Origin of the sequence: Streptomyces stoeckheimensis, assembly GCF_045822005.1 — a bacterium.
GTDB classification, from domain to species: domain Bacteria; phylum Actinomycetota; class Actinomycetes; order Streptomycetales; family Streptomycetaceae; genus Streptomyces; species Streptomyces stoeckheimensis.
Window position 1 is genome coordinate 3,698,945 of record NZ_CP169550.1, and the last position, 21,884, is coordinate 3,720,828.

At 71.1% G+C, this 21,884-nt stretch carries 22 protein-coding genes; 9 read left to right on the plus strand and 13 right to left on the minus strand.

What is annotated here, in order from left to right:
- Window positions 1-34: 34 nt before the first annotated feature.
- From ACE1OC_RS16445 to ACE1OC_RS16460, 4 genes are all read right to left on the minus strand, one after another.
- Window positions 35-1,159 carry a GuaB3 family IMP dehydrogenase-related protein gene (locus ACE1OC_RS16445; protein WP_243333436.1) on the minus strand — a complete coding sequence of 375 codons (1,125 nt, stop codon included), beginning with the start codon at window positions 1,157-1,159 and terminating at the stop codon, window positions 35-37.
- 154 nt (window positions 1,160-1,313) lie between these two features.
- Window positions 1,314-2,828, minus strand: coding sequence for an IMP dehydrogenase (gene guaB / locus ACE1OC_RS16450; protein WP_407837661.1), 1,515 nt, complete (start codon window positions 2,826-2,828; stop codon window positions 1,314-1,316).
- Window positions 2,829-2,953: 125 nt separating this feature from the next.
- The gene (locus tag ACE1OC_RS16455; protein WP_356507212.1) at window positions 2,954-3,592 is read right to left on the minus strand and encodes a sigma-70 family RNA polymerase sigma factor; all 639 of its coding nucleotides are present in this window, start codon (window positions 3,590-3,592) and stop codon (window positions 2,954-2,956) included.
- A 362-nt stretch (window positions 3,593-3,954) separates the two neighbouring features.
- Window positions 3,955-4,566 (minus strand): response regulator transcription factor, encoded by a 612-nt coding sequence (locus ACE1OC_RS16460; RefSeq protein WP_003948568.1) that lies wholly within the window; start codon window positions 4,564-4,566, stop codon window positions 3,955-3,957.
- Window positions 4,567-4,945: 379 nt separating this feature from the next.
- On the opposite strand from ACE1OC_RS16460, the gene ACE1OC_RS16465 reads away from it, so the two are divergent.
- The gene (locus tag ACE1OC_RS16465) at window positions 4,946-5,281 is read left to right on the plus strand and encodes a WhiB family transcriptional regulator (protein ID WP_250744119.1); all 336 of its coding nucleotides are present in this window, start codon (window positions 4,946-4,948) and stop codon (window positions 5,279-5,281) included.
- Window positions 5,282-5,473: 192 nt separating this feature from the next.
- On the opposite strand, the gene ACE1OC_RS16470 is transcribed toward ACE1OC_RS16465, so the two are convergent.
- Complete coding sequence (locus ACE1OC_RS16470) at window positions 5,474-6,373, minus strand: LysR family transcriptional regulator (RefSeq protein WP_250744120.1); 900 nt, start codon at window positions 6,371-6,373, stop codon at window positions 5,474-5,476.
- A gap of 80 nt (window positions 6,374-6,453) precedes the next feature.
- Between ACE1OC_RS16470 and ACE1OC_RS16475 the strand changes: the two genes are divergently transcribed.
- The 3 genes from ACE1OC_RS16475 (at window position 6,454) to ACE1OC_RS16485 (ending at window position 8,703) form a co-directional block, all read left to right on the plus strand.
- Complete coding sequence (locus tag ACE1OC_RS16475) at window positions 6,454-7,131, plus strand: MOSC domain-containing protein (protein ID WP_407837662.1); 678 nt, start codon at window positions 6,454-6,456, stop codon at window positions 7,129-7,131.
- A gap of 9 nt (window positions 7,132-7,140) precedes the next feature.
- The gene (locus ACE1OC_RS16480) at window positions 7,141-7,914 is read left to right on the plus strand and encodes an SDR family NAD(P)-dependent oxidoreductase (RefSeq protein WP_407837663.1); all 774 of its coding nucleotides are present in this window, start codon (window positions 7,141-7,143) and stop codon (window positions 7,912-7,914) included.
- Window positions 7,915-8,004: 90 nt separating this feature from the next.
- The gene (locus tag ACE1OC_RS16485) at window positions 8,005-8,703 is read left to right on the plus strand and encodes an ester cyclase (protein ID WP_407837664.1); all 699 of its coding nucleotides are present in this window, start codon (window positions 8,005-8,007) and stop codon (window positions 8,701-8,703) included.
- A gap of 112 nt (window positions 8,704-8,815) precedes the next feature.
- On the opposite strand, the gene groL is transcribed toward ACE1OC_RS16485, so the two are convergent.
- Window positions 8,816-10,447, minus strand: a complete 1,632-nt coding sequence (gene groL / locus ACE1OC_RS16490) for a chaperonin GroEL (RefSeq protein WP_250744124.1) — start codon at window positions 10,445-10,447, stop codon at window positions 8,816-8,818.
- A gap of 136 nt (window positions 10,448-10,583) precedes the next feature.
- Window positions 10,584-10,892, minus strand: a complete 309-nt coding sequence (groES, locus tag ACE1OC_RS16495; RefSeq protein WP_008739621.1) for a co-chaperone GroES — start codon at window positions 10,890-10,892, stop codon at window positions 10,584-10,586.
- Between the two features lie 353 nt (window positions 10,893-11,245).
- On the opposite strand from groES, the gene ACE1OC_RS16500 reads away from it, so the two are divergent.
- Genes ACE1OC_RS16500 through ACE1OC_RS16515 form a run of 4 tightly spaced genes read left to right on the plus strand, consistent with a single transcriptional unit; the run spans window position 11,246 to window position 16,075 of the window.
- A complete protein-coding gene (locus tag ACE1OC_RS16500; protein ID WP_407837665.1) occupies window positions 11,246-11,929 on the plus strand; it encodes a response regulator transcription factor in 684 nt (227 codons plus the stop codon).
- Window positions 11,922-13,340 carry a sensor histidine kinase gene (locus tag ACE1OC_RS16505; protein WP_407837666.1) on the plus strand — a complete coding sequence of 473 codons (1,419 nt, stop codon included), beginning with the start codon at window positions 11,922-11,924 and terminating at the stop codon, window positions 13,338-13,340. Before ACE1OC_RS16500 ends, ACE1OC_RS16505 begins: the two co-directional genes overlap by 8 nt.
- A 57-nt stretch (window positions 13,341-13,397) precedes the next feature.
- The gene (locus ACE1OC_RS16510; protein ID WP_407837667.1) at window positions 13,398-14,666 is read left to right on the plus strand and encodes an LCP family protein; all 1,269 of its coding nucleotides are present in this window, start codon (window positions 13,398-13,400) and stop codon (window positions 14,664-14,666) included.
- Complete coding sequence (locus tag ACE1OC_RS16515; protein WP_407837668.1) at window positions 14,654-16,075, plus strand: FtsW/RodA/SpoVE family cell cycle protein; 1,422 nt, start codon at window positions 14,654-14,656, stop codon at window positions 16,073-16,075. The genes ACE1OC_RS16510 and ACE1OC_RS16515 overlap by 13 nt, the downstream gene beginning before the upstream one ends.
- Here ACE1OC_RS16515 and ACE1OC_RS16520 read toward each other — a convergent pair.
- Complete coding sequence (locus tag ACE1OC_RS16520) at window positions 16,066-16,932, minus strand: polysaccharide deacetylase family protein (RefSeq protein ID WP_407841582.1); 867 nt, start codon at window positions 16,930-16,932, stop codon at window positions 16,066-16,068. The two genes, ACE1OC_RS16515 and ACE1OC_RS16520, sit on opposite strands and share 10 nt — an antisense overlap.
- A gap of 14 nt (window positions 16,933-16,946) precedes the next feature.
- Window positions 16,947-17,822, minus strand: a complete 876-nt coding sequence (locus tag ACE1OC_RS16525; RefSeq protein ID WP_407837669.1) for a polysaccharide deacetylase family protein — start codon at window positions 17,820-17,822, stop codon at window positions 16,947-16,949.
- A gap of 187 nt (window positions 17,823-18,009) precedes the next feature.
- Here ACE1OC_RS16525 and ACE1OC_RS16530 point away from each other — a divergent pair, with 187 nt between their 5' ends.
- Window positions 18,010-19,188: a THUMP-like domain-containing protein gene (locus ACE1OC_RS16530; protein ID WP_407837670.1), complete on the plus strand. Its 1,179-nt coding sequence runs from the start codon at window positions 18,010-18,012 to the stop codon at window positions 19,186-19,188.
- On the opposite strand, the gene ACE1OC_RS16535 is transcribed toward ACE1OC_RS16530, so the two are convergent.
- From ACE1OC_RS16535 to rimI, 4 genes are read right to left on the minus strand one after another with little or no spacing between them, the layout of a single operon-like run.
- Complete coding sequence (locus tag ACE1OC_RS16535) at window positions 19,168-19,851, minus strand: hypothetical protein (protein WP_407837671.1); 684 nt, start codon at window positions 19,849-19,851, stop codon at window positions 19,168-19,170. The two genes, ACE1OC_RS16530 and ACE1OC_RS16535, sit on opposite strands and share 21 nt — an antisense overlap.
- A gap of 53 nt (window positions 19,852-19,904) precedes the next feature.
- Entirely contained in the window at window positions 19,905-20,168 is a 264-nt protein-coding gene (locus tag ACE1OC_RS16540; RefSeq protein WP_407841583.1) for a hypothetical protein, read from the minus strand.
- A 14-nt stretch (window positions 20,169-20,182) separates the two neighbouring features.
- Window positions 20,183-21,340: a tRNA (adenosine(37)-N6)-threonylcarbamoyltransferase complex transferase subunit TsaD gene (gene tsaD / locus ACE1OC_RS16545; protein WP_407837672.1), complete on the minus strand. Its 1,158-nt coding sequence runs from the start codon at window positions 21,338-21,340 to the stop codon at window positions 20,183-20,185.
- Window positions 21,333-21,863 (minus strand): ribosomal protein S18-alanine N-acetyltransferase, encoded by a 531-nt coding sequence (gene rimI, locus ACE1OC_RS16550; protein ID WP_407841584.1) that lies wholly within the window; start codon window positions 21,861-21,863, stop codon window positions 21,333-21,335. The genes tsaD and rimI overlap by 8 nt, the downstream gene beginning before the upstream one ends.
- Window positions 21,864-21,884 lie beyond the last annotated feature (21 nt).

Genomic DNA, 21,884 nt, shown 5'->3' on the forward strand with positions numbered 1-21,884 from the left:
GGGAGCCGGGCCTCGGAAGGTGCGGTGACGGGCCTCAGCGGCTGTGCTGGGAGTCCGCGATGGTGACCTCGACCCGCTGGAACTCCTTGAGCTCGCTGTAGCCGGTGGTGGCCATCGAGCGGCGCAGCGCGCCGAAGATGTTCATCGAGCCGTCCGGGGAGTGCGACGGGCCGGTGAGGATCTCCTCGGTGGTGCCGACCGTGCCGAGGTCGACCTTCTTGCCGCGCGGCACGTCCTCGTGGACGGCCTCCATGCCCCAGTGGTTGCCCTTGCCGGGCGCGTCGGTGGCACGGGCCAGCGGGGAGCCCATCATCACGGCGTCGGCGCCGCAGGCGACGGCCTTGGGGATGTCGCCGGACCAGCCCACGCCGCCGTCGGCGATGACGTGCACGTAGCGGCCGCCGGACTCGTCCATGTAGTCGCGGCGGGCCGCGGCCACGTCGGCGACGGCGGTGGCCATCGGGACCTGGATGCCCAGCACGTTGCGCGTGGTGTGCGCGGCGCCGCCGCCGAAGCCGACCAGGACACCGGCGGCGCCGGTGCGCATCAGGTGCAGGGCCGCGGTGTAGGTGGCGCAGCCGCCCACGATGACCGGGACGTCGAGCTCGTAGATGAACTGCTTGAGGTTCAGCGGCTCGGCGGCGCCGGAGACGTGCTCCGCCGACACGGTGGTGCCGCGGATCACGAAGATGTCCACGCCCGCGTCGACGACGGCCTTGGAGAACTCGGCCGTGCGCTGCGGGGAGAGCGCGGCGGCGGTGACGACGCCCGAGTCGCGCACCTCCTTGATCCGCTGGCGGATCAGGTCCGCCTGGATCGGAGCGGAGTAGATCTCCTGGAGACGGCGGGTGGCGGACTCCTCGTCCAGCTCCGCGATCTCGTCGAGCAGCGGCTGCGGGTCCTCGTACCGGGTCCACAGGCCTTCGAGGTTCAGCACGCCGAGGCCGCCGAGCTCTCCGATGCGGATGGCGGTCTGCGGGGAGACGACCGAGTCCATGGGGGCGGCCAGGAACGGGAGCTCGAAGCGGTAGGCGTCGATCTGCCAGGCGATCGAGACCTCCTTCGGGTCCCGGGTACGGCGGCTGGGGACGATGGCGATGTCATCGAACGCGTACGCCCGGCGGCCGCGCTTGCCGCGCCCGATCTCGATCTCAGTCACGTGTGGTGGCCTTTCCTGTGGGTCTGCCCGTCCAGTATCCCCGAACCCCGGCGCACCGCGTTCCGGTGACCGCTGTACGGACGCACCCCCGGGCACGCCGAAGGGGCGGGCCCGTGCGGGCCCGCCCCTCTGAGCTGCTCGGAAGCGGCGCGGATCAGCCCTTGCGGCTGTAGTTCGGCGCCTCGACCGTCATCTGGATGTCGTGCGGGTGGCTCTCCTTGAGGCCGGCCGAGGTGATCCGGACGAACCGGCCCCGGTCCTGGAGCTCCGGCACGGTGCGGCCGCCGACGTAGAACATCGACTGGCGCAGACCGCCGACGAGCTGGTGCACGACCGCGGAGAGCGGGCCGCGGTACGGGACCTGGCCCTCGATGCCCTCGGGGATGAGCTTGTCGTCGCCGCCCACGCCCTCCTGGAAGTAGCGGTCCTTGGAGAAGGACTTGCGGTCGCCGCGGGACTGCATCGCGCCGAGCGAGCCCATGCCGCGGTACGACTTGAACTGCTTGCCGTTGATGAAGAGCAGCTCGCCCGGGGACTCCTCGCAGCCCGCGAGCAGCGAGCCGAGCATCACCGTGTCCGCGCCGGCGACGAGCGCCTTCGCGATGTCGCCGGAGTACTGCAGGCCGCCGTCGCCGATGACCGGCACACCGGCCGCCTTGGCGGCGAGCGAGGCCTCGTAGATCGCGGTGACCTGCGGGACGCCGATGCCGGCGACCACGCGGGTGGTGCAGATGGAGCCGGGGCCGACGCCGACCTTGATGCCGTCGCAGCCGGCGTCGATGAGGGCCTGGGCGCCGTCGCGGGTGGCGATGTTGCCGCCGATGACGTCGACCGTCGAGTTCGACTTGATCTTGGAGACCATGTCGCCGACGAGGCGGGAGTGGCCGTGGGCGGTGTCGACGACGATGAAGTCGGCGCCCGCCTCGATCAGCGCCTGGGCCCGCTCGTACGCGTCGCCCGCGACACCGACGGCGGCGCCGACGAGGAGCCGGCCGTCCTTGTCCTTGGCGGCGTTCGGGTACTTCTCGGCCTTGACGAAGTCCTTGACCGTGATGAGGCCCTTGAGGAGACCGGCCTCGTCGACGAGCGGCAGCTTCTCGATCTTGTGGCGGCGCAGCAGCTCCATGGCGTCCACGCCGGAGATGCCCACCTTGCCCGTGACCAGCGGCATCGGGGTCATGACCTCGCGCACCTGGCGGCTGCGGTCCGACTCGAAGGCCATGTCGCGGTTGGTCACGATGCCGAGCAGCTTGCCCGCCGGGTCGGTGACCGGGACGCCGGAGATGCGGAACTTGGCGCAGAGCTCGTCGGCCTCGCGCAGGGTCGCGTCGGGGTGCACCGTGATCGGGTCGGTGACCATGCCGGACTCGGAGCGCTTGACCAGGTCGACCTGGTTGGCCTGGTCGGCGATGGAGAGGTTGCGGTGCAGGACGCCGACGCCGCCCTGGCGGGCCATCGCGATGGCCATCCGGGCCTCGGTGACCTTGTCCATGGCGGCGGAGAGCAGCGGGACGTTCACGCGGACGTTGCGGGAGATGAGCGAGGACGTGTCGATCGCGTCCGGGGACATGTCCGACGACCCGGGGAGCAGCAGCACATCGTCATAGGTGAGGCCGAGCGTGGCGAATTTGTCGGGCATCCCAGTCGAGTCGCTGCCGTTCACAGTCATGACACCTTCCAAGATGGTCTTGCTCAGCGCGGATGTCCATGCTAACGGGATCCCGACGCCTCTCATTCCACGACGAAGATCGATGCCAAGGTTCGTATCTTCCTACGGGAAAAAACCCGTACGGCCTACTGCTCGGCGAGCGCACGGAGCCGGCTCAGCGCCCGGTGCTGGGCGACGCGCACCGCCCCGGGGGACATTCCGAGCATCTGCCCGGTCTCTTCGGCGGTCAGCCCGACGGCCACGCGCAGGACGAGGAGCTCGCGCTGGTTCTCCGGAAGGTTGGCGAGCAGCTTCTTGGCCCAGGCGGCGTCACTGCTCAGCAGTGCGCGCTCCTCCGGACCCAGGGAGTCGTCGGGCCGTTCCGGCATCTCGTCCGAGGGCACGGCCGTACTGCCCGGATGGCGCATGGCGGCCCGCTGGAGATCGGCGACCTTGTGCGCGGCGATGGCGAAGACGAAGGCCTCGAAGGGGCGCCCGGTGTCGCGGTAGCGCGGCAGGGCCATCAGGACGGCGACGCAGACCTCCTGCGCCAGGTCCTCCACGAAGTGACGGGCGTCACCCGGAAGTCGCGACAGGCGGGAGCGGCAGTAGCGGATGGCGAGGGGGTGCACGAAGGCGAGCAGATCGTGGGTGGCCTGCTCGTCGCCTTCCACCGCACGGCGTACGAGCGCGCTGACGGTGCTGTCGCCGCTGTTTCGGGAGGCGCCGCTGCCGCCTGCGGTCGCGGGTGACCCCGGGGCTGGGTCTTCGCAGTCCTGGCGCATCGATCCATGGTGCCTTGGCGCCGGAGCATTCGCGGCACTGCGGCCCGTGTTGTACGTCGAAGCGTTATGCGTCGACGGGTTGTGCGGGGTGGGTGCACCGGAACTCATGCCCTGGCCCCTCCCCTCCCGCTCGGCCGAATCGTCCCCGCGGCGACATCTCCAGGATGCGCCACACCCTCAAGCATGCGGCATCGCGCCCGAAGCGACACGTCCCCCGGATTGTGCACCGTCAATCCCCGGTGCGCACCAGGGTGCGGCGGATCGGACCGCGGGAGATTCCGGAGGGCGGCCGGGACCGCGGGAACCGGGCGGGCCGGCCCGCCCGCGGCACCGCCGGCCGGTGAGGGCCGGCGGTCGCGCGGTCAGCGGACCAGGCCCCAGCGGAACCCGAGCGCCACGGCGTGCGCCCGGTCGGACGCACCCAGCTTCTTGAACAGCCGGCGGGCGTGCGTCTTGACCGTGTCCTCGGAGAGGAAGAGCTCGCGCCCGATCTCCGCATTGGACCGGCCGTGGCTCATGCCCTCCAGCACCTGGATCTCGCGCGCGGTGAGCGTGGGCGCGGCGCCCATCTCGGCCGAGCGGAGCCGGCGCGGGGCCAGCCTCCAGGTCGGGTCGGCAAGGGCCTGGGTGACCGTGGCCCGCAGTTCGGCGCGCGAGGCGTCCTTGTGCAGGTAGCCCCGGGCGCCGGCGGCGACCGCGAGGGCCACGCCGTCCAGGTCCTCGGCGACCGTCAGCATGATGATGCGGGCGCCGGGGTCGGCCGAGAGCAGCCGGCGAACCGTCTCCACACCGCCGAGCCCGGGCATCCGGACATCCATCAGAATCAGGTCGGAGCGGTCGGCACCCCAGCGGCGGAGGACTTCCTCGCCGTTGGCAGCCGTCGTCACTCGCTCGACGCCGGGCACGGTGGCAACCGCGCGACGGAGCGCCTCTCGGGCAAGCGGGGAGTCGTCGCAGACGAGGACGGATGTCATGACCGCCCTCCGCAGCTGCTGATGCGCGTCACCTTGAGCCTCCAGGCTGGTACGTATCGTCACCTGTGCGGTCGATGCTCCCGGACACATGTCCGAGAACTTCTTGGTTCAACCGCCTTCGCACTCTCAACGATGGTCACTCGAAAGAGTTACGGGTCGGACGGACACCTTCGGCACTCTACGTGAGGAAGCGAACACAAGGCAGGAGCCACTCGCCGCGTGTCCTCCAGATGACGGTATGCCCTATTTGGCGGCTTTCCTTCCGTTTGGCGCATGTCTGAGGCTAGATTCCCAATGAGTCATATTTACATCTACTACGACAGTAGGTGTGGAGACATGGACCGTATCCGCCTCAGTACCGGCACCAAGAGGACTACCAATGGCAGATTTCTCCCGCCTCCCCGGACCGAACGCCGACCTCTGGGACTGGCAGCTGCTGGCTGCCTGCCGCGGGGTCGACAGCTCCCTCTTCTTCCACCCGGAAGGCGAGCGGGGCGCGGCCAGGAGCGCGCGCGAGACCTCGGCTAAAGAGGTCTGCATGCGATGCCCGGTGCGTTCTGAATGCGCCGCGCACGCTCTCGCCGTCCGCGAGCCCTACGGGGTGTGGGGCGGCCTCACCGAGGACGAACGCGAAGAACTGATGGGCCGCGCACGCCATCGCCTGATCCCGGCAACGACCGCGATCGGACCGAGCACGCCGATCGCTCCGCACTGAGCGGGCTTCCCAGGAAACGGCCGAAGGAACGTTTCCTCCCATCGTCGACAGGCACCGCACCGACAGGCACGGCACCTGCACGCACGGGCGTGCCGCGTCCCTGACCGCGCTGCCACCCGACCGGCCGTACCGCCGTACGGTCCTTCGGGTGGCGCCGGTCCGGCGCGGGTGCTCCGGTGCCGGACCGGGCCGTCAGCGCCGGGCGGCCCGCTCCAGCTGGGTCAGGGTCGCGGCCACCGCCGGGACCCGCGCCAGGTCGGGCAGGGTCAGCGCGACGACCTCCCGCTCGACGGCCGGCTCCACGGCGAGGGTGCTCACGCCCTTGGCCCGTACGGACTCCACCGCGAGCTCCGGCAGCACCGCGACCCCGAGCCCCGCCCCGACCAGGCCGACCACGGCCGGGTAGTCGTCGGTCGCGAAGTCGATGCGCGGGGTGAAACCGGCGGCCTCGCACACCTCCACCAGATGGCGGCGGCAGCGCGGACAGCCCGCGATCCAGGGCTCGTCGGCCAGCTCCGCCATGCCCACCCGCTCCGCTCCCGCCAGCCGGTGCCCCTCGGGAACCAGTCCGACGAGCCGGTCGGTCAGCAGCGGCCGGACCACGAGGTCCTCCCACTCGGCCGCCGACCCGGAGGCACCGCCGTAGCGGAAGGCCAGCGCGAGATCGCAGTCCCCCTCGCGCAGCATCTCCACCGAACGCGGCGGCTCCGCCTCGACCAGCGAGATCCGGGTTCCGGGATGCTCGGCGCGCATCGCCGCGAGCGCGGTCGGCACCAGGGTGGAACTGCCGCTGGGGAAGGAGACCAGCCGGACCCGGCCGGCGCGCAGCCCGGCGATGGCCGCGACCTCCTCCTCGGCGGCCGTCAGCCCGGCGAGGATCCCGGCGGCATGCCGGACCAGCGCCTCACCGGCCTGGGTGAGGCGCATTTCGCGCCCGGTGCGGATCAGCAGCGGGGTGCCGGCGGACTGCTCCAGCGCCTTCATCTGCTGGGAGACGGCCGGCTGGGTGCAGCCGAGCTCGCGGGCGGCGGCGGAGAAGGACCCGGTTCCGGCGACAGCGCGCAGAACTCGGAGATGGCGTGCCTCGATCACCCTTCGAGCATAAGGGGTGCTTTGACATGGGCGCGAATAATCCCCGGCCGCCTTTGAGGTGATTCCGCTAGCGTGGGGCCATGCACCTGATCTCCGTGAACCTCGGCCGCGCGACGGCCGTCGACTACACCGACGCCCCGGACGGGCTGACCGGTCACGGCAAGATCCCCGCGCCGGGCCCCGTACGGGTCTTCGCGCCGGGCCCCAAGGGCATCGGCGCGAGCGGTGTCGAAGGGGACGACGTCTGCCACCTGCGCCATCACGGCGGGGACCACCAGGCCGTGTACGCGTACGCCCGCGAGGACCTGGAGTGGTGGGAGCGCGAGCTCGGCCGCGAACTGCCCGGCGGGATCTTCGGCGAGAACTTCACCACCTCCGGCCTCGACGTGAACGGCGCGCTGCTCGGCGAGCGCTGGCGGGTCGGCCCCGACCTGCTCCTGGAGGTGGCCTCGGCCCGCATCCCGTGCCGGACCTTCCAGGGGATTCTCGGCGAGAAGGCGTGGGTCAAGCGGTTCACCCAGGAAGCCCGGCCGGGCGCCTACCTGCGGGTCCTGCGGGAGGGCTCGGTCTCCCCCGGCGACACCATCGAGGTCGTGCACCGCCCGGACCACGAGGTGACGGTGGAGTTCTGGTTCCGCGCCTTCACCACCGAGCGGGAGCTGCTGCCGCGCACGCTGGCGGCGGGCGACGCCCTGGAGCCGGAGGCTCGGGACAAGGCGCTGGCCCACGTGGAGAAGTACGGGAAGCAGGGCGACTAGGTTGCGCCTATGACGACTGCGTTGATTACGGGATCCACGGCGGGCATCGGCGCCGCCTTCGCCCGGCGGCTCGCCGCCGAGGGCCACAACCTCGTCCTGGTGGCCCGGGACACCAAGCGGCTCGGCGAGCAGGCCACCGAGCTGCACGACCGGCACGGGATCGAGGCCGAGGTGCTGGCCGCCGACCTCTCCACCGAGGACGGCATCGCGGCCGTCGAGGAACGCCTCGCCGACCGCAAGCACCCGGTGGACCTGCTGGTGAACAACGCGGGCTTCGGCAACAAGGGCCGCTACCTCGAAGTCTCCATGGCCGACGAGCTGACCATGCTGAAGGTCCACATCGAGGCGGTGCTGCGGCTGACCTCGGCGGCCGTGGAGCCGATGCGCTCGCGCGGGCGCGGCGGCGTGATCAACGTGGCCTCGGTGGCCGCATTCCTGCCGCGCGGCACCTACGGGGCGAGCAAGGCCTGGGTCGTGCAGTTCACCCAGGGCGCGGCCAAGGACCTGTCCGGCTCGGGCGTACGGCTGATGGCGCTGTGCCCGGGCTTCGTGCGCACCGAGTTCCACGAGCGGGCCGGCATGGGCACGGACAACATCCCCGGCTGGATGTGGCTCGACGCCGACAAGCTGGTGGCGGCGGCCCTGGCCGATCTGGCGCGGGGCAAGACGGTGTCGATCCCGGACCCGCGGTACAAGGCGCTGATGGGCCTGGTGAAGGTGGCCCCGCGGGGGCTGCTGGGCGGAGTGTCCTCGCGCACGGGGCGCAAGTACGGGCCCCAGTGACCGGGCCCGCGGCGACCCGTCGGTAAACGCGGCATATGGGTGAAATCTCCCTAGACTGGATGTGTCCCATCCAGCGCGGGAGGCGACGCGATGACATTCGTACAAGTGATCGACTACGAGACCAAGCGCTTCGACGAGATGAACAGTCTCATCGACCGTTATGCCGAGCAGACCGCCGGCAAGCGCACGGTCACCCACACCCTCATCGGCAGGGACCGCGACTCCAAGACCCACTACGTGGACCTCGTCGAATTCCCCTCGTACGAAGAGGCCATGAGGAACTCTCAGCTCCCGGAAACCGACCGGATGTTCCAGGAGATGGTGGCGCTCTGCGACGGAATGCCGAAGTTCATGAACCTCGACGTGGTTCGCGACGAGTACCTCAACAAGCTCGTCGTGAACCGCTTCCTCGAGGAGGTCGTGGGCAAAGGCAACTTCGACGCCATCGAAGACTGCATCGCGGCCAACTACGTCACCCACGACATCATGGAGAAGACCGGCGAGGGCCACGGCCGCGAGGGCATCCGCAAGACCGTCGGCATGTGGCGGGGCGCCTTCGACATGACCTTCGACATGACGCGCCAGATCGCCGAAGGGGACTGCGTCACCACCCTGTGGGACTGGAAGGGCACCCACAAGGGCGAGTTCATGGGGGTCGCGCCGACCGGCAAGGAATTCACCATGTCGGGCTGTACGACCTGCCGGATCGAAGACGGCCAGATCGCCGAGGACTGGTGGTACTACGACGCCCCGGGCCTGATGCGCCAGATGGGCATGATGCCCGGATAGCCCTCCGCCCCGGGTCGGCGGCACACGGGAAAGCCCCGGTCACCACCGCTTGGCAGCGGTGACCGGGGCTTTGCCGTGCTTACTGCTTACTGCTTACCGCCTGCTGACGAGGTCAGTGGCTGTGGCCGTGGCCACCGTGGCCGTGACCGGCGTCGCCCTCGTCGTCGGCCGGCTTCTCGACGACCAGGGTCTCGGTCGTGAGCAGCAGGGACGCGATGGAAGCGGCGTTCTCCAGCGCGGAGCGGGTGACCTTGACCGGGTCGATGACGCCGGCCTTGACCAGGTCGCCGTACTCGCCGGTGGCGGCGTTGAAGCCCTGGCCCTTCTCGAGCTCGGCGACCTTCGAGGTGATGACGTAGCCCTCGAGGCCGGCGTTCTCGGCGATCCAGCGCAGCGGCTCGACGGCGGCGCGGCGCACGACCGCGACACCGGTGGCCTCGTCGCCCGACAGGCCCAGGTTGCCTTCCAGCACCTTCACGGCGTGGACGAGAGCGGAGCCACCGCCGGAGACGATGCCCTCCTCGACCGCGGCGCGGGTCGCCGAGATGGCGTCCTCGAGACGGTGCTTCTTCTCCTTGAGCTCCACCTCGGTGGCGGCGCCGACCTTGATGACGCAGACGCCGCCGGCGAGCTTCGCCAGGCGCTCCTGCAGCTTCTCGCGGTCCCAGTCCGAGTCGGTGGACTCGATCTCGGCCTTGATCTGGTTGACGCGGCCGAGGACCTCGTCGGAAGAGCCGCCACCGTCGACGATGGTGGTGCTGTCCTTGGAGATCGTGACGCGGCGGGCGGAGCCCAGTACGTCCAGACCGGCCTGGTCGAGCTTGAGGCCGACCTCCTCGGCGATGACGGTGGCACCGGTGAGGGTGGCCATGTCCTGGAGCATCGCCTTGCGGCGGTCACCGAAGCCGGGCGCCTTGACGGCGACGGCGTTGAAGGTGCCACGGATCTTGTTGACGACGAGGGTGGAGAGCGCCTCGCCCTCGACGTCCTCGGCGATGATCAGGAGCGGCTTGGAGGCGCCGGCCTGGATGACCTTCTCGAGCAGCGGCAGGAGGTCCTGGATGGAGGAGATCTTGCCCTGGTTGATCAGGATGTACGGGTCATCGAGGATGGCCTCCATACGCTCCTGGTCGGAGACCATGTACGGGGACAGGTAGCCCTTGTCGAAGGCCATGCCCTCGGTGAACTCGAGCTCCAGGCCGAAGGCGTTGGACTCCTCGACGGTGATGACACCGTCCTTGCCGACCTTGTCCATCGCCTCGGCGATGAGGTCACCGACCTGCTGGTCCTGCGCGGAGAGCGCGGCCACGGCGGCGATGTCGGACTTGTCCTCGATCGGACGGGCGGTCGCGAGGAGCTCGTCGGAGACGGCCTTGACCGCGGCGTCGATGCCCTTCTTCAGGGCGGCCGGGGAAGCACCCGCGGCGACGTTGCGCAGACCCTCGCGGACCAGCGCCTGCGCCAGGACGGTGGCGGTGGTGGTGCCGTCGCCCGCGACGTCGTTGGTCTTGGTCGCGACCTCCTTGACGAGCTGCGCGCCAAGGTTCTCGTACGGGTCGTCGAGCTCGACCTCACGCGCGATGGTGACACCGTCGTTCGTGATGGTGGGAGCGCCGAACTTCTTGTCGATGACGACGTTGCGGCCCTTGGGACCGATCGTCACCTTCACGGTGTCGGCAAGCTTGTTGACGCCACGCTCAAGGGCGCGACGGGCGTCCTCGTCAAACTTGAGAATCTTCGGCATGGGAGCGGTTCAGCCCTCTCGTTGCTATCCCCGGCCGCTCACCGCGACCGCCTGTCAGACACGAACTACGCCCCTCGCCGCCCGGCATCAGCAGGGGTGACCAGGGGCGTAGCTCAAAGCAAAACTGGAGAAGTGATTACTTCTCGACGATCGCGAGCACGTCGCGGGCCGAGAGGACGAGGTACTCCTCGCCGTTGTACTTCACTTCGGTGCCGCCGTACTTGGAGTACAGGACGACGTCGCCGACGGTGACGTCCAGCGGGAGACGCTGGCCGTCCTCGAAGCGACCCGGGCCCACCGCGAGGACGACGCCCTCCTGGGGCTTCTCCTTCGCGGTGTCCGGGATGACCAGGCCAGAGGCCGTGGTCTGCTCGGCGTCGAGCGGCTGGACCACAATGCGGTCCTCGAGCGGCTTGATGGCAACCTTGGAGCTGGTGGTCGTCACGATCTGACCTTCCGCTTCGGAGATCCGGAGTTAACTGTCTGGGTGGCGACTTTGTCGATCCGTCGTCGCGGGTGCCGGATCTACCTGTCGCAGGGCTGGCACTCACCAGGGGCGAGTGCCAGACGCGAGACTATTCCGGGGATTAGCACTCGGTCAAGCGGAGTGCCAATACGCGCCGCTGGTTTCGCAGCCGGGGCCGGCTGGATCCGCCCTCTCGGGGTGCGGAGCCGCTGGCGGGGACCAGTCCCCGGACCGCTGCGCCGGGCGCAGCGGCGCCGAGCCGGCCCCGAGGGGTCGCACCGCGCGAGCGGCGCATCGAGGAGGTGCGGCGCCCGGTATGTGAGGCTTGGGGGATGCGGATCCTGGTCGTCGAAGACGAAGTCAGCCTCGCCGATTCACTGCGGCGCGGCCTCTCCGCCGACGGCCACTGGGTCGATCTCGCCCACGACGGCCACCGCGGCCTGGACCTGGCCCTCACCGGAGGCCCGTACGACGTGGTGCTCCTCGACCTGATGCTCCCGGGCCTCTCGGGCTACGAGATCTGCACCCGGATGCGGTCCCACGGCGTCGCCACCCCGGTGCTGATGCTGACCGCCAAGGACGGCGAGTACGACGAGGCCGAAGGGCTGGACTCAGGCGCGGACGACTACCTGACGAAACCGTTCTCCTTCGTCGTCCTCGCCGCCCGCCTCCGCGCGCTCACCCGCCGCACCGCCACCGCCGCCCGGCCCGCCGTCCTCCAGGCCGGCGACCTCGTGCTCGACGCCCAGGGACGCCGCTGCCGCCGGGGCGCGCACGAGATCGAGCTGACCGCCCGTGAGCTCGGCGTCCTGGGCTGCCTGATGGAGCAGCCCGGCCGGGCCGTCGCCAAGCAGGACATCCTCGACGAGGTCTGGGACGGCCCGCACGGCATCGACCCGAACATCGTCGAGGTCTACGTCTCCTCGCTCCGCCGGAAGATCGACGCCCCCTTCGGCCGCCGCTCGATCCTCACCGTGCACGGCACCGGCTACCGGATGGCCCCGGACGGTGGCTGAGCCCGGGCCGGGGCCGGGGCCGGGGCCCGCACCGCGCCGACCCCGCCGCCTCGGCAGCCTCCGCGCACGCGCCGCCGCGGCCGCCGCCCTCGCGATGGCCGCCGTCCTGGCCGCAGGCGGGCTGTGGCTCTACACCCTGTTGCGCGCCAACCTCATCGAGAACACCACCGGCCGCACCGAGCTCGCCGCCCGCAAGGTGGCCGGCCAGTACGACACCGGGATCCTCCCGGCCGCCGGCCGGCTGCCCGCGCCCGAGGACGGGGTCGACCTGGTCCTCGTACGGAACGCCGCCGGGACGGTCGTGGCCACCAGCGGGGACCTGAAGGACACCCCGGAGCTCACGGAGCTGAGCCCCGCGCCTGGCCGGGACGTGCGATCGGCCGTCCTGCCGCCCGCGCGCCCCGGCGCACAGCGGCGCGTGGTGGTCGCCGTGGACGCGCCCGGCCCGCCGGGGGCGCACGATCCGCACACCGTCTACGCCGCGACCGTGCTCGGCGACGTCGACGACTCCAACCGGGCCGTCGCGGTCGGGTTGCTGGCCGGCGCGCCTCCGCTGATCGTCTTCGCGGCGACCCTGGCCTGGTGGGTGACGGGCCATGCGCTGCGCCCGGTCACCGCGATCCGCACCGGGCTGGCGGCGGTCACCGGGAGCGAGCTGGACCGGCGGGTCCCGGACCCGGGCGGCGCCGACGAGATCGCGCAGCTGGCCAGGACGGTCAACGAGACGCTCGACCGGCTGGAGCGCAGCGACGCCCGCCAGCGGCAGTTCACCGCCGACGCCTCGCACGAGCTGCGCAACCCCCTCGCCGCCGTCCGGTCCCGGCTGGAGGTGGCGCTGCGGGACCCCGACCGGGAGTCGGTGGCCGCCGCGCTGGCCGATACCGAGCGGCTGCAGGGCATCGCGGCCGATCTGCTCCTGCTGGCCCGGCTGGACGGCGGGCCGGCGCCGCGCACCGAGCCGGTGGACCTCGCGCTGCTGGCCGCCGAGGATGCGGCGCGGCGCCCGGAGCCCCGGGCCCGGCTACGGCTGGACGCGCGGGCTCCCGTACCGGCCGCCGGGGATCCGGCGCGGCTGGAGCGGGCGCTGGCCAACCTGGTGGACAACGCCCTGCGGTACGCCCGTACCGGGGTCGCGGTCCGGGCCTCGACCGAGGACGGCTGGGCGCTGCTGGAGGTCACGGACGACGGGCCGGGCATCCCGGAGGCCGACCGGGACCGGGTCTTCGAGCGGTTCGTGCGGCTGGACGCGGACCGGAGCCGGGCCGGCGGCGGCACCGGCCTGGGGCTGGCCATCGCCCGGGAGATCGCCCGGGCGCACGGCGGCGAGGTCAGCGCGCTCCCCGCGCCCGCCGGCGGCGCCCGCCTGGTGCTGCGCCTGCCCGCCTCGGCCACGCACCCCGCCCGCCTCTGAAGGCGCCTTCAGGACCCTCAGGTTTCCTTCAGCACCGCTCCCCCAGCATCGGGATGCATGAGCGCCCACCGCAGGAAGACCCGGGAACACAAGCCGCCGATGCCCGCGTCCCGCCGCCGCAGGCTCACCCGCACCCTGCTGGCGTCCGGCTGCGCCCTGGTGGTGCTCGCGGGGGCGACCGCCTGGTACTTGTACGACGACCTCGCCTCCAGCATCGGCAGCTCCAAGGCCCTGGAGGGCGCGGAGAAATCGAAGTTCGGCGATACGAACATCCTGCTGATGGGTCTGGACAGCCGCCGGGACCAGAACGGCGAGGACCTGCCGCCGGCCATCCTCGACAAGCTGCACGCGGGCGCGAGCTCCGAGGTCGGCGGCTACAACACCAACACGCTGATCCTGCTGCACGTCCCCGGCGACGGGGGCAAGGCGAAGGCCTTCTCGGTGCCGCGCGACGACTTCGTCGACCTGCACGGGGTGCCCGGGTTCACCGGCAAGGCCAAGATCAAGGAGGCGTACGGGCGGGCGAAGGCCAAGGTCGAGGAGCAGCTCGCCGCCAAGGGGGTCACGGACCGGCGGCAGCTGGAGCACGAGGGGCGCGAGGCGGGGCGCAAGGCGGAGATCGAGACGGTGCGCACCTTCCTGGGGGTGCCGATCGACCACTTCGCCGAGCTGAACCTGGCCGGTTTCTACCACCTGGCGGACGCGCTGGGCGGCGTACCGGTGTGCCTGAACCACGCGGTGAAGGACAAGAACTCCGGGGCCGACTTCTCGGCGGGGCGGCACACGCTCAACGGTCAGGAGTCGCTGGCCTTCGTCCGTCAGCGGATGGGTCTGACCATGGGCGACCTGGACCGGACGAAGCGGCAGCAGGCGTTCCTGGCGGGTGCGACCTACAAGCTGAACCAGGCCGGGACCTTCACCGATCCGGTGAAGCTGATGAAGCTGATCGACTCGGCGAAGCAGGACGTCGTCACCGATCGGGGATGGGACCTGCTGTCGTTCGTGAAGCAGGCGAAGAACCTGTCCGGGGGCAACGTGGAGTTTGTGACCCTTCCCATCGAGCGCTTCGACAGGAACCATGGCGCAGAGATAAACGTCGTAGACGATATGAAGATAAAGCGGTTCATAGCCGAGCGGATCGGGCCCGGGGCCTCTGCGAGCCCGAGCGCGCCTGGCGCCGCTCCCTCCTCACCGGGCACGCCGGCCCCGCAGGGCTCTACCCCGGGCTCGTCCCGGAGCTCCGCACCGGCCCCCGCGCCCGCACCGTCCCAGAGCAGCAGCGGAACCCCCGCCATCGACGGCGGCGGCGTCCCGTGCGTGGACTGAAACCCCTGACCTCGGCGGGCGCGCGCCGCCGCACGGAAGCACTGCTCCTCGTCCTCGTCCTCGCCGTGACCATTTCCGGCCACGTCGCCGCCGGCCTCGCGATGAACGACGAGCTGCCGCCCGGCCTCACCGGCTTCGTGGTCAGCATGACGCTGCTCGCCCTGGTGGGGCACCTCGCCATCCGCCGGTTCGCGGCGTACGCGGATCCGCTGGTGTTCCCGCTGGCCCTGCTGCTGACCGGGCTGGGGCTGGTGCTGCTGCACCGCCTCGACCAGGGGTACCTGGAGCGATACAACTCCCCGCCGACGGCTCCCGGCCAGCTGATGTGGACGGTGATCGGCGTAGCGGCCTGCATCGCGGTGCTGGCGCTCCTGCGCGACCACCGGCTGCTCCAGCGGTTCATCTACATCACGATGGTCGTCGCGCTGGTGGCCCTGATCGCGCCCGCCTTCTTCGGCGCGGACACCTACGGGGCGAAGCGCTGGATCAAGCTCGGCGGGCTGTCGGTGCAGCCCGGCGAGTTCGTGAAGATCATGATCGCGGTCTTCTTCGCGGGCTACCTGGTGATCCACCGCGACGCGCTGGCCCTGTCGGGACGCAAGTTCCTGGGCATGCGGCTGCCGCCGATGCGCCAGCTCGGCCCCCTCATCACGGTGTGGATCATCTCGCTGCTCGTACTGGTCTTCGAGCGCGACCTCGGCACCTCGCTGCTCTTCTTCGGCGTCTTCGTGGTCATGCTCTACGTGGCCACCGAGCGCACGAGCTGGATCGTCTGCGGCCTGGTCCTGGCCTCGGCGGGCGCCTTCGTCGTGGGCACGACGGAGCCGCACGTCAAGGCGCGCGTGGCCGCCTGGCTGAACCCGCTGTCGTACTACTGGAAGGACCGGCCGCCGGGCGTCGTCTCGGACCAGTCGGCGCAGGCGCTGTTCAGTTTCGGCACGGGCGGCATCTCCGGAACGGGCCTCGGCATGGGCCATCCCGAGCTGATCAAGTTCGCGGGCCGCAGCGACTTCATCCTGACGACGGTGGGCGAGGAGCTCGGCCTGGCCGGGGTCATGGCCGTCCTGATCCTCTACGCGCTCCTCGTGCAGCGCGGGCTGCGGATGGCACTGGGCGCGCGCGACCCGTTCGGCAAGCTGCTGGCGGTGGGCCTGTCCTCCGCGCTGGCCATCCAGGTCTTCATCGTGGCGGGCGGCGTCACGGGGCTGATCCCCCTGACGGGCAAGGCCCTGCCCTTCCTGGCCGCGGGCGGCTCGTCCCTCCTTGCCAACTGGATCATGATCGCCCTGCTGCTGCGCATCTCCGACAGCACCGAACGACAACGCGAGGCGGACGCCCGGGGCCCGGCGGAGACGACGATCACCCCGCTCGCCGGGTCCGAGCCCCACGCCACCGCGTCTTACAGGTAGTCCTCCACGCGGCCGATCCGGTATCCCTGCTCCTGTATCCGCTGGAGCATCCGGGTCGTCATCTCGGTCTCCGTCGTGCCCTTCAGCTCGGCGGGGCCGCGGAAGTGGGCCAGGATGATGTCACCCGGTTTCAGGGCGGAGCCCTCGGCGTACTGGAAGTTGTTGATCTGCATCGACACGCGCCACAGGAGGATCTGCGATATCCCGCACTCGTGCGCGGCCCTGAGGGTGTCGTCGTTGTGATTGCCGTACGGCGGGCGGAAGAGCGTCGGCCGCTTGCCGAAGCGCTTCTCCAGGCGTTCCTGCTGCCCGCATATCTCCTTCTTCTGTGCCTCGAAGGGCAGGGTCCGGAGATTCGGGTGCGTCAGGGTGTGGTTGCTTATCGTGCTGTCGGAGCCGTTGTCGCGGAGCTTTTCGAAGTGGCCGTAGTCCGACGAGGCGATGTTGTCCGTGAGGAACATGCTGATCGGCAACTTCAGATCGGCGGCCATCTTCAGGAACTCGGGGCTCTTCTCCGCGCCGTCGTCGAACGTCAGGAAGACGACCTTGTCGTCCGCCGGGACGGGTATTCGGTCGACGACCTGGACCCGCCCCGCCTTGGCCGGCGGGATCTGGGGTTTGACGGCCGGTTTGGGCGCGTACTGGAGGGGGCCGCTGAGGCCCCACTTCTTGTAGGCCTCGTCCGCCGCGGCCACCGAGCCGGTGCCCGCGGCGGACGGGGAGGCCGCCCCCGAGGGCGCCGGAGTCGTCCTCGTCTCCGTGGCCTTGCGCCCCATCCGTTCGATGGGATCCACGCTGTCCCCGCACCCCGTCAGGGACAGCGCGAGCGCGCCGGCCGTCAGCGTTCCGGCTACCAACCGGCGCGCGTGCTTCACAAGTAGTCCTCCAAGCGAGCCACGGCGTACCCCTTGTCCGTGACGGTCTTCATGACGTGACGGATCATGTCAGTCATGCTGCCCTTCCAGTCTTCCTTGCCCCGGAAGTGGGTGAGGATGATGTCGCCGGGATGCAGGTCCTTGTCCCACTCCCGCCAGTCCATCCGGTTCGGGAAGGCCTCTTCGTTCCACAGCGGAACGGCCTTGATCCCGCAGGACTTGGCCGCGCGCAGCGTGTCCTCGTTGTAGTTCCCGTACGGCGGCCGGAAGAGCGTCGGACGCTTGCCGAACGTCTTCTCGATCGTGTCCTGCTGTCCGCAGATCTCCTGGCGCTGCTTCTCGTACGAGAGCGCCGGCATGTAGCGGTGGTTGAGCGTGTGGTTGTTCAGCGTGACGCCCGCCGCCTGCATCTCCTTGAAGTACGGGTAGTTGTCCCGGACCAGGTAGTCGCTCAGGAAGGCGGTGTACGGGAGCTTCAGCTCCTGCATCATCTTCAGGAACTCGGGGTCCTTCTCGGCCCCGTCGTCGATCGTCAGGAAGACGACCTTCTCCTCCGTGGGGACGGTCGTGAAGACCGGGGGCAGCTCGTCCTGGCCCTCGACCTCGAAGCCGTCGCGGGTGGTGATCTCCGGCTTCTCCTTGGGCGCTTGCGGAGCGACGAGCGGCGGCTTGAGCAGCCCCCACTTCTTCGCGGCGACGATCCTCGCCTGCTGGAGGGCCTTCAGCTTCTCGGCGTAGGTGCCGAGCGCGCCGGCCGCTCCGGCCTGCTCGCCCGCGGCGCCCGCGGCCTTCGCCTTGGCCGCCTTGTCCGGCGTCTCGGATCCGCCGGCCCCGCAACCCGTGCCGAGTGCGGCGACGAGCAGTGCGGCCATCGCGGCCGTACCCAACCGGCCGCGCGCGACTGCCGCGATCCGGTGACCGTGTTGCGTCTTATGTTCCGTTTGTCGGACTAGCTGCATAGTCGGGGATCTTTACACCCTTCACGCACGCGTCGCGGGCGACACCGCGAGGGGAATCCGACCTTCCTCCGAGTGGCCCACCGTGGCCGACAATGGACCCGTGACCCCCGAAGACTTCGCCGCGCTCCTCGCCCCCGAGGGCCACGCCCTCCTCGACTCGCTCCGGGACTACGACCCCGCCCAGGAGATCGCCGTCGCCACCCGGCTGCGCCGCGAACACCCCGCCGCACTGGTCTCCGCGGCCCTCGGACAGGCCCGGCTGCGCCAGCGTGCGGTCCCGAAGTTCGGGGCCGAGGACGCCCACCGGATGTACTTCACCCCCGGCGGCGGGGAGATGGCCACCCGCGCCTCGGTGGCCTCGTACCGTGCCGAGCGGCTCGCCGCCCTGGGCGTACGGAGCCTCGCGGACCTCTGCTGCGGGATCGGCGGCGACGCCCTCGCCCTGGCCCGGCTCGGCATCCGCGTCCTGGCGGTGGACCACGATCCGCTGACCGTCGCCGTGGCCCGCGCCAATGCCGCGGCACTCGGCCTGGCGGACCTGATCGAGGTCCGGGAGGCCGATGTGACGGAGGTCGACACCGCGGGCTACGACGCCGTCTTCATCGACCCGGCCCGGCGGGGCGGGCGCGGCCGGATCTTCGACCCGGAGTCCTACTCGCCGCCGCTGTCCTGGGCGATCGCCACTGCCCGCTCCGCGAAGGTCGCCGCCATCAAGATCGCCCCCGGGATCCCGCACGAGGCGGTGCCCGCCGAGGCGCAGGCCGAGTGGATCTCCGACCAGGGGGACGTGAAGGAGGCCGTGCTGTGGTTCGGGACGGCGCCGGGCGAGATCCGCGCCACCCTGCTGCCCGGTCCGCGCGCGCTGGCGACCGCCGATCCGCTGCCCGATCCCGAGGCCGGCCCCGTCGGCCGCTACCTCTACGAGCCCGACGGCGCCGTGATCCGGGCCCACCTCGTCGCCGAGGTCGCCGAGCAGCTGGGCGGCCGGCTGATCGACCCGACCATCGCGTACATCACCGCCGACGAGCTGCACGAGACCCCGTACGCGACCTCGTACGAGATCACCGACGTGCTGCCGTTCGGGCTGAAGAAGCTCAAGGCGCTGCTGCGCGAGCGCGGGGTCGGCATCCTCACGGTGAAGAAGCGCGGCTCCGCGATCGAGCCGGAGGAGCTGCGCAAGAAGGTCAAGCCGCAGGGGCCGAACTCCGCCACGGTGTTCCTGACCCGGGTCGCCGGGGCCCCCTCGATGCTGATCGGCTCACCGACCGGCCGGCCCTGACGGTCCGCCGGCCCCCGGGACCCCGCCCCGGCCCGCACCCGCTCCCGCCCTTCCGCCCCCGAAGACCCGCAGCGCCCACCGGTAGTGCGCGCCCGCCTTGCCGAGGCCCAGCAGGGCGGTGATCCACAGGATCATGCCGAGGCCCATCGTGTAGGCGACCTCCCCGTAGGTGTCGGCTCCGGGCCGGGCCGAAGCCGCCGATCCGAAGGTCACCCAGAGTCCGAACCCGCCCAGGGCGAAGGAGGCCAGCAGCCAGATCAGGCTGCGCCCGGGCGCGCGTACGGCGGCGTCCACGGGCGGGTCCCGGTCCAGCTCGGCCCAGGCGCACAGCAGCCGGCGCACCTGCCGGTCCCGCTTGGCGCCCCAGGCGAACCAGAACCCGGCCGGTATCAGCACGCCCACGCCGAGCACGGCGAAGATCAGGCCGAAGAGGTACGCGAACGGGTCGTGCGTCTCGATGGCCATCAGGGCCATGCCGACGAAGGACCAGCCCAGGGCGAAGACCGCCGAGACCGCCCAGAGGAGCAGGAGCCGGCCGAACCCCAGACTGCGCCGCCCGAGCTCCCCCAGGAAACGGGCGCGGTCGGCCCGTACGGCATTCACGTCGAGCCAGGCGCGCAGGTGCGCGGGAGGGGGCGGCGGCGGCAGGTCACGGCGGGGCATGCACATGACCATATCCGCACGCCCCGGCACCCGGAGGACCGCCGGGCGGAGGCTCAGCTTCCGCCCGGCTCCACGACCTCCACCGATTCGAAGCGCCAGCGGTGGACCGCCCGCGTGATCAAATCCGCCGCGGGTTCCGGCAGTTCGGGAAGTTCGGCGCCGATCCCCTCGGAGGCCTCCCACCAGGTGATGACGAGCACGCGGTCCTGCGGGGCGCTGAACACCTCGCGCCGCACCGGGTCTTGGGCCAGGATCTGCGAACGGGCCCACTCCAGCAGCTCGTTGGCCCGCCCGGGCACGGCCCGGGCCTCCCACATCAGCGCGACGGTGCTCACGAGTACAGGTTGTCCTTGCTCAGCTCGTGCACGTGGTCGTGGTCGTGCGCATGACCGTGTCCGTGGCCGTGCCCGCCGCCGTCGCCGTCCCCGTGGGAATGGCCGTGGGAATGGCCGGGAACGTGCGGGTCGGTCACCGGCAGCGAGGAGTCCGCCGACAGGTCCCAGTCCGAAGGGGCCCTGTTCCGCTTGACCATCTCCGCGCCCAGCGCCGCCACCATCGCGCCGTTGTCCGTGCACAGCTTCGGCCGCGGCACCCGCAGGATGATCCCCGCGTCGTCGCAGCGCTCCTGGGCGAGCGAGCGCAGCCGGGAGTTGGCCGCGACCCCGCCGCCGATCATCAGGTGGTCGACGCCCTCGTCCTTGCACGCGCGGATCGCCTTGCGCGTCAGCACGTCCACCACGGCCTCCTGGAAGGAGGCCGCCACGTCGCGCACCGGCACGTCCTCGCCCGCCTTGCGCTTCGCCTCGATCCAGCGGGCGACCGAGGTCTTGAGCCCGGAGAAGGAGAAGTCGTACGGGGCGTCGCGCGGACCCGTCAGGCCGCGCGGGAAGGCGATCGCCTTCGGGTCCCCCTCGCGTGCGAGCCGGTCGATGACCGGACCGCCGGGGAAGCCCAGCTGCAGGACGCGCGCGATCTTGTCGAAGGCCTCGCCCGCCGCGTCGTCGATGGTCGCGCCGAGCGGCCGTACGTCCGAGGTGATGTCGGGGGCCAGCAGCAGCGAGGAGTGCCCGCCGGAGACCAGCAGCGCCATCGTCGGCTCGGGCAGCGGCCCGTGCTCCAGCTGGTCGACGCAGATGTGCGAGGCCAGGTGGTTCACCCCGTACAGCGGCTTGCCCAGCGCGTACGCGTAGGCCTTCGCGGCGGAGACGCCCACCAGCAGGGCCCCCGCGAGGCCGGGGCCGGCGGTGACGGCGATGCCGTCGAGGTCGCGGGCGCTGACCCCGGCCTCCTTCAGGGCGCGCTCGATGGTGGGGACCATCGCCTCCAGGTGCGCGCGGGAGGCCACCTCGGGCACGACCCCGCCGAAGCGGGCGTGCTCGTCGACGCTCGACGCGATGGCGTCCGCGAGCAGCGTGGTGCCGCGGACGACGCCGACGCCGGTCTCGTCGCAGGAGGTCTCGATGCCGAGGACGAGCGGTTCGTCAGCCATGGGTCGTCTCACCTTGCAGGGGTACGGAGTGTGCGGAGTCGGAGAGTGCGGGATCGGGGTCCACCGGGTCTGCGGGGGCCGCCGGATCGGAGACGCGGCGCATCACGAGGGCGTCCACGTTGCCGGGCTGGTAGTAGCCGCGTCTGAAGCCGATGGGCTCGAAGCCGAAGCGCGCGTAGAGCTTCTGGGCCCGGACGTTGTCGACCCGCACCTCCAGCAGCACCTCGGCGCACTCGAACGCGGTGGCGGCGCGCAGCAGCTCGGTCAGCAGCCGGGCGCCGAGCCCGGTGCCCCACTGGTCGCGGGCCGCGGCGATGGTCTGTACGTCGGCCAGGTCCCCGGCGGCGGCCAGCCCGGCGTAGCCGACCAGCCGGCCCGCCTCCTCCGCCACGAGGTACCGGCGCGTGGCGCCGGGGCCGCGGGCGTGGGCGAGCTCGGACCAGAACATCCCGGCGGACCAGGCGTCCTCGGGGAACAGCTCGTGCTCCAGCTCCAGCACCGGCTCGATGTCCCACCAGCGCATCTCGCGCAGCACGACTGCTGA

Bases quoted from the DNA above. Each gene is read 5' to 3' on its own strand.
- ACE1OC_RS16535 (WP_407837671.1), bottom strand. From the start codon at position 19,851: ATGCCCCGCCGTGACCTGCCGCCGCCGCCCCCTCCCGCGCACCTGCGC.
- ACE1OC_RS16460 (WP_003948568.1), bottom strand. From the start codon at position 4,566: ATGACATCCGTCCTCGTCTGCGACGACTCCCCGCTTGCCCGAGAGGCG.
- ACE1OC_RS16540 (WP_407841583.1), bottom strand. From the start codon at position 20,168: ATGTGGGAGGCCCGGGCCGTGCCCGGGCGGGCCAACGAGCTGCTGGAG.
- ACE1OC_RS16500 (WP_407837665.1), top strand. From the start codon at position 11,246: ATGCGGATCCTGGTCGTCGAAGACGAAGTCAGCCTCGCCGATTCACTG.
- groL (WP_250744124.1), bottom strand. From the start codon at position 10,447: ATGCCGAAGATTCTCAAGTTTGACGAGGACGCCCGTCGCGCCCTTGAG.
- tsaD (WP_407837672.1), bottom strand. From the start codon at position 21,340: ATGGCTGACGAACCGCTCGTCCTCGGCATCGAGACCTCCTGCGACGAG.
- ACE1OC_RS16525 (WP_407837669.1), bottom strand. From the start codon at position 17,822: ATGGCCGCACTGCTCGTCGCCGCACTCGGCACGGGTTGCGGGGCCGGC.
- ACE1OC_RS16485 (WP_407837664.1), top strand. From the start codon at position 8,005: ATGACATTCGTACAAGTGATCGACTACGAGACCAAGCGCTTCGACGAG.
- ACE1OC_RS16510 (WP_407837667.1), top strand. From the start codon at position 13,398: ATGAGCGCCCACCGCAGGAAGACCCGGGAACACAAGCCGCCGATGCCC.
- ACE1OC_RS16465 (WP_250744119.1), top strand. From the start codon at position 4,946: ATGGCAGATTTCTCCCGCCTCCCCGGACCGAACGCCGACCTCTGGGAC.
- ACE1OC_RS16455 (WP_356507212.1), bottom strand. From the start codon at position 3,592: ATGCGCCAGGACTGCGAAGACCCAGCCCCGGGGTCACCCGCGACCGCA.
- ACE1OC_RS16480 (WP_407837663.1), top strand. From the start codon at position 7,141: ATGACGACTGCGTTGATTACGGGATCCACGGCGGGCATCGGCGCCGCC.
- guaB (WP_407837661.1), bottom strand. From the start codon at position 2,828: ATGACTGTGAACGGCAGCGACTCGACTGGGATGCCCGACAAATTCGCC.
- rimI (WP_407841584.1), bottom strand. From the start codon at position 21,863: ATGCGCTGGTGGGACATCGAGCCGGTGCTGGAGCTGGAGCACGAGCTG.
- ACE1OC_RS16475 (WP_407837662.1), top strand. From the start codon at position 6,454: ATGCACCTGATCTCCGTGAACCTCGGCCGCGCGACGGCCGTCGACTAC.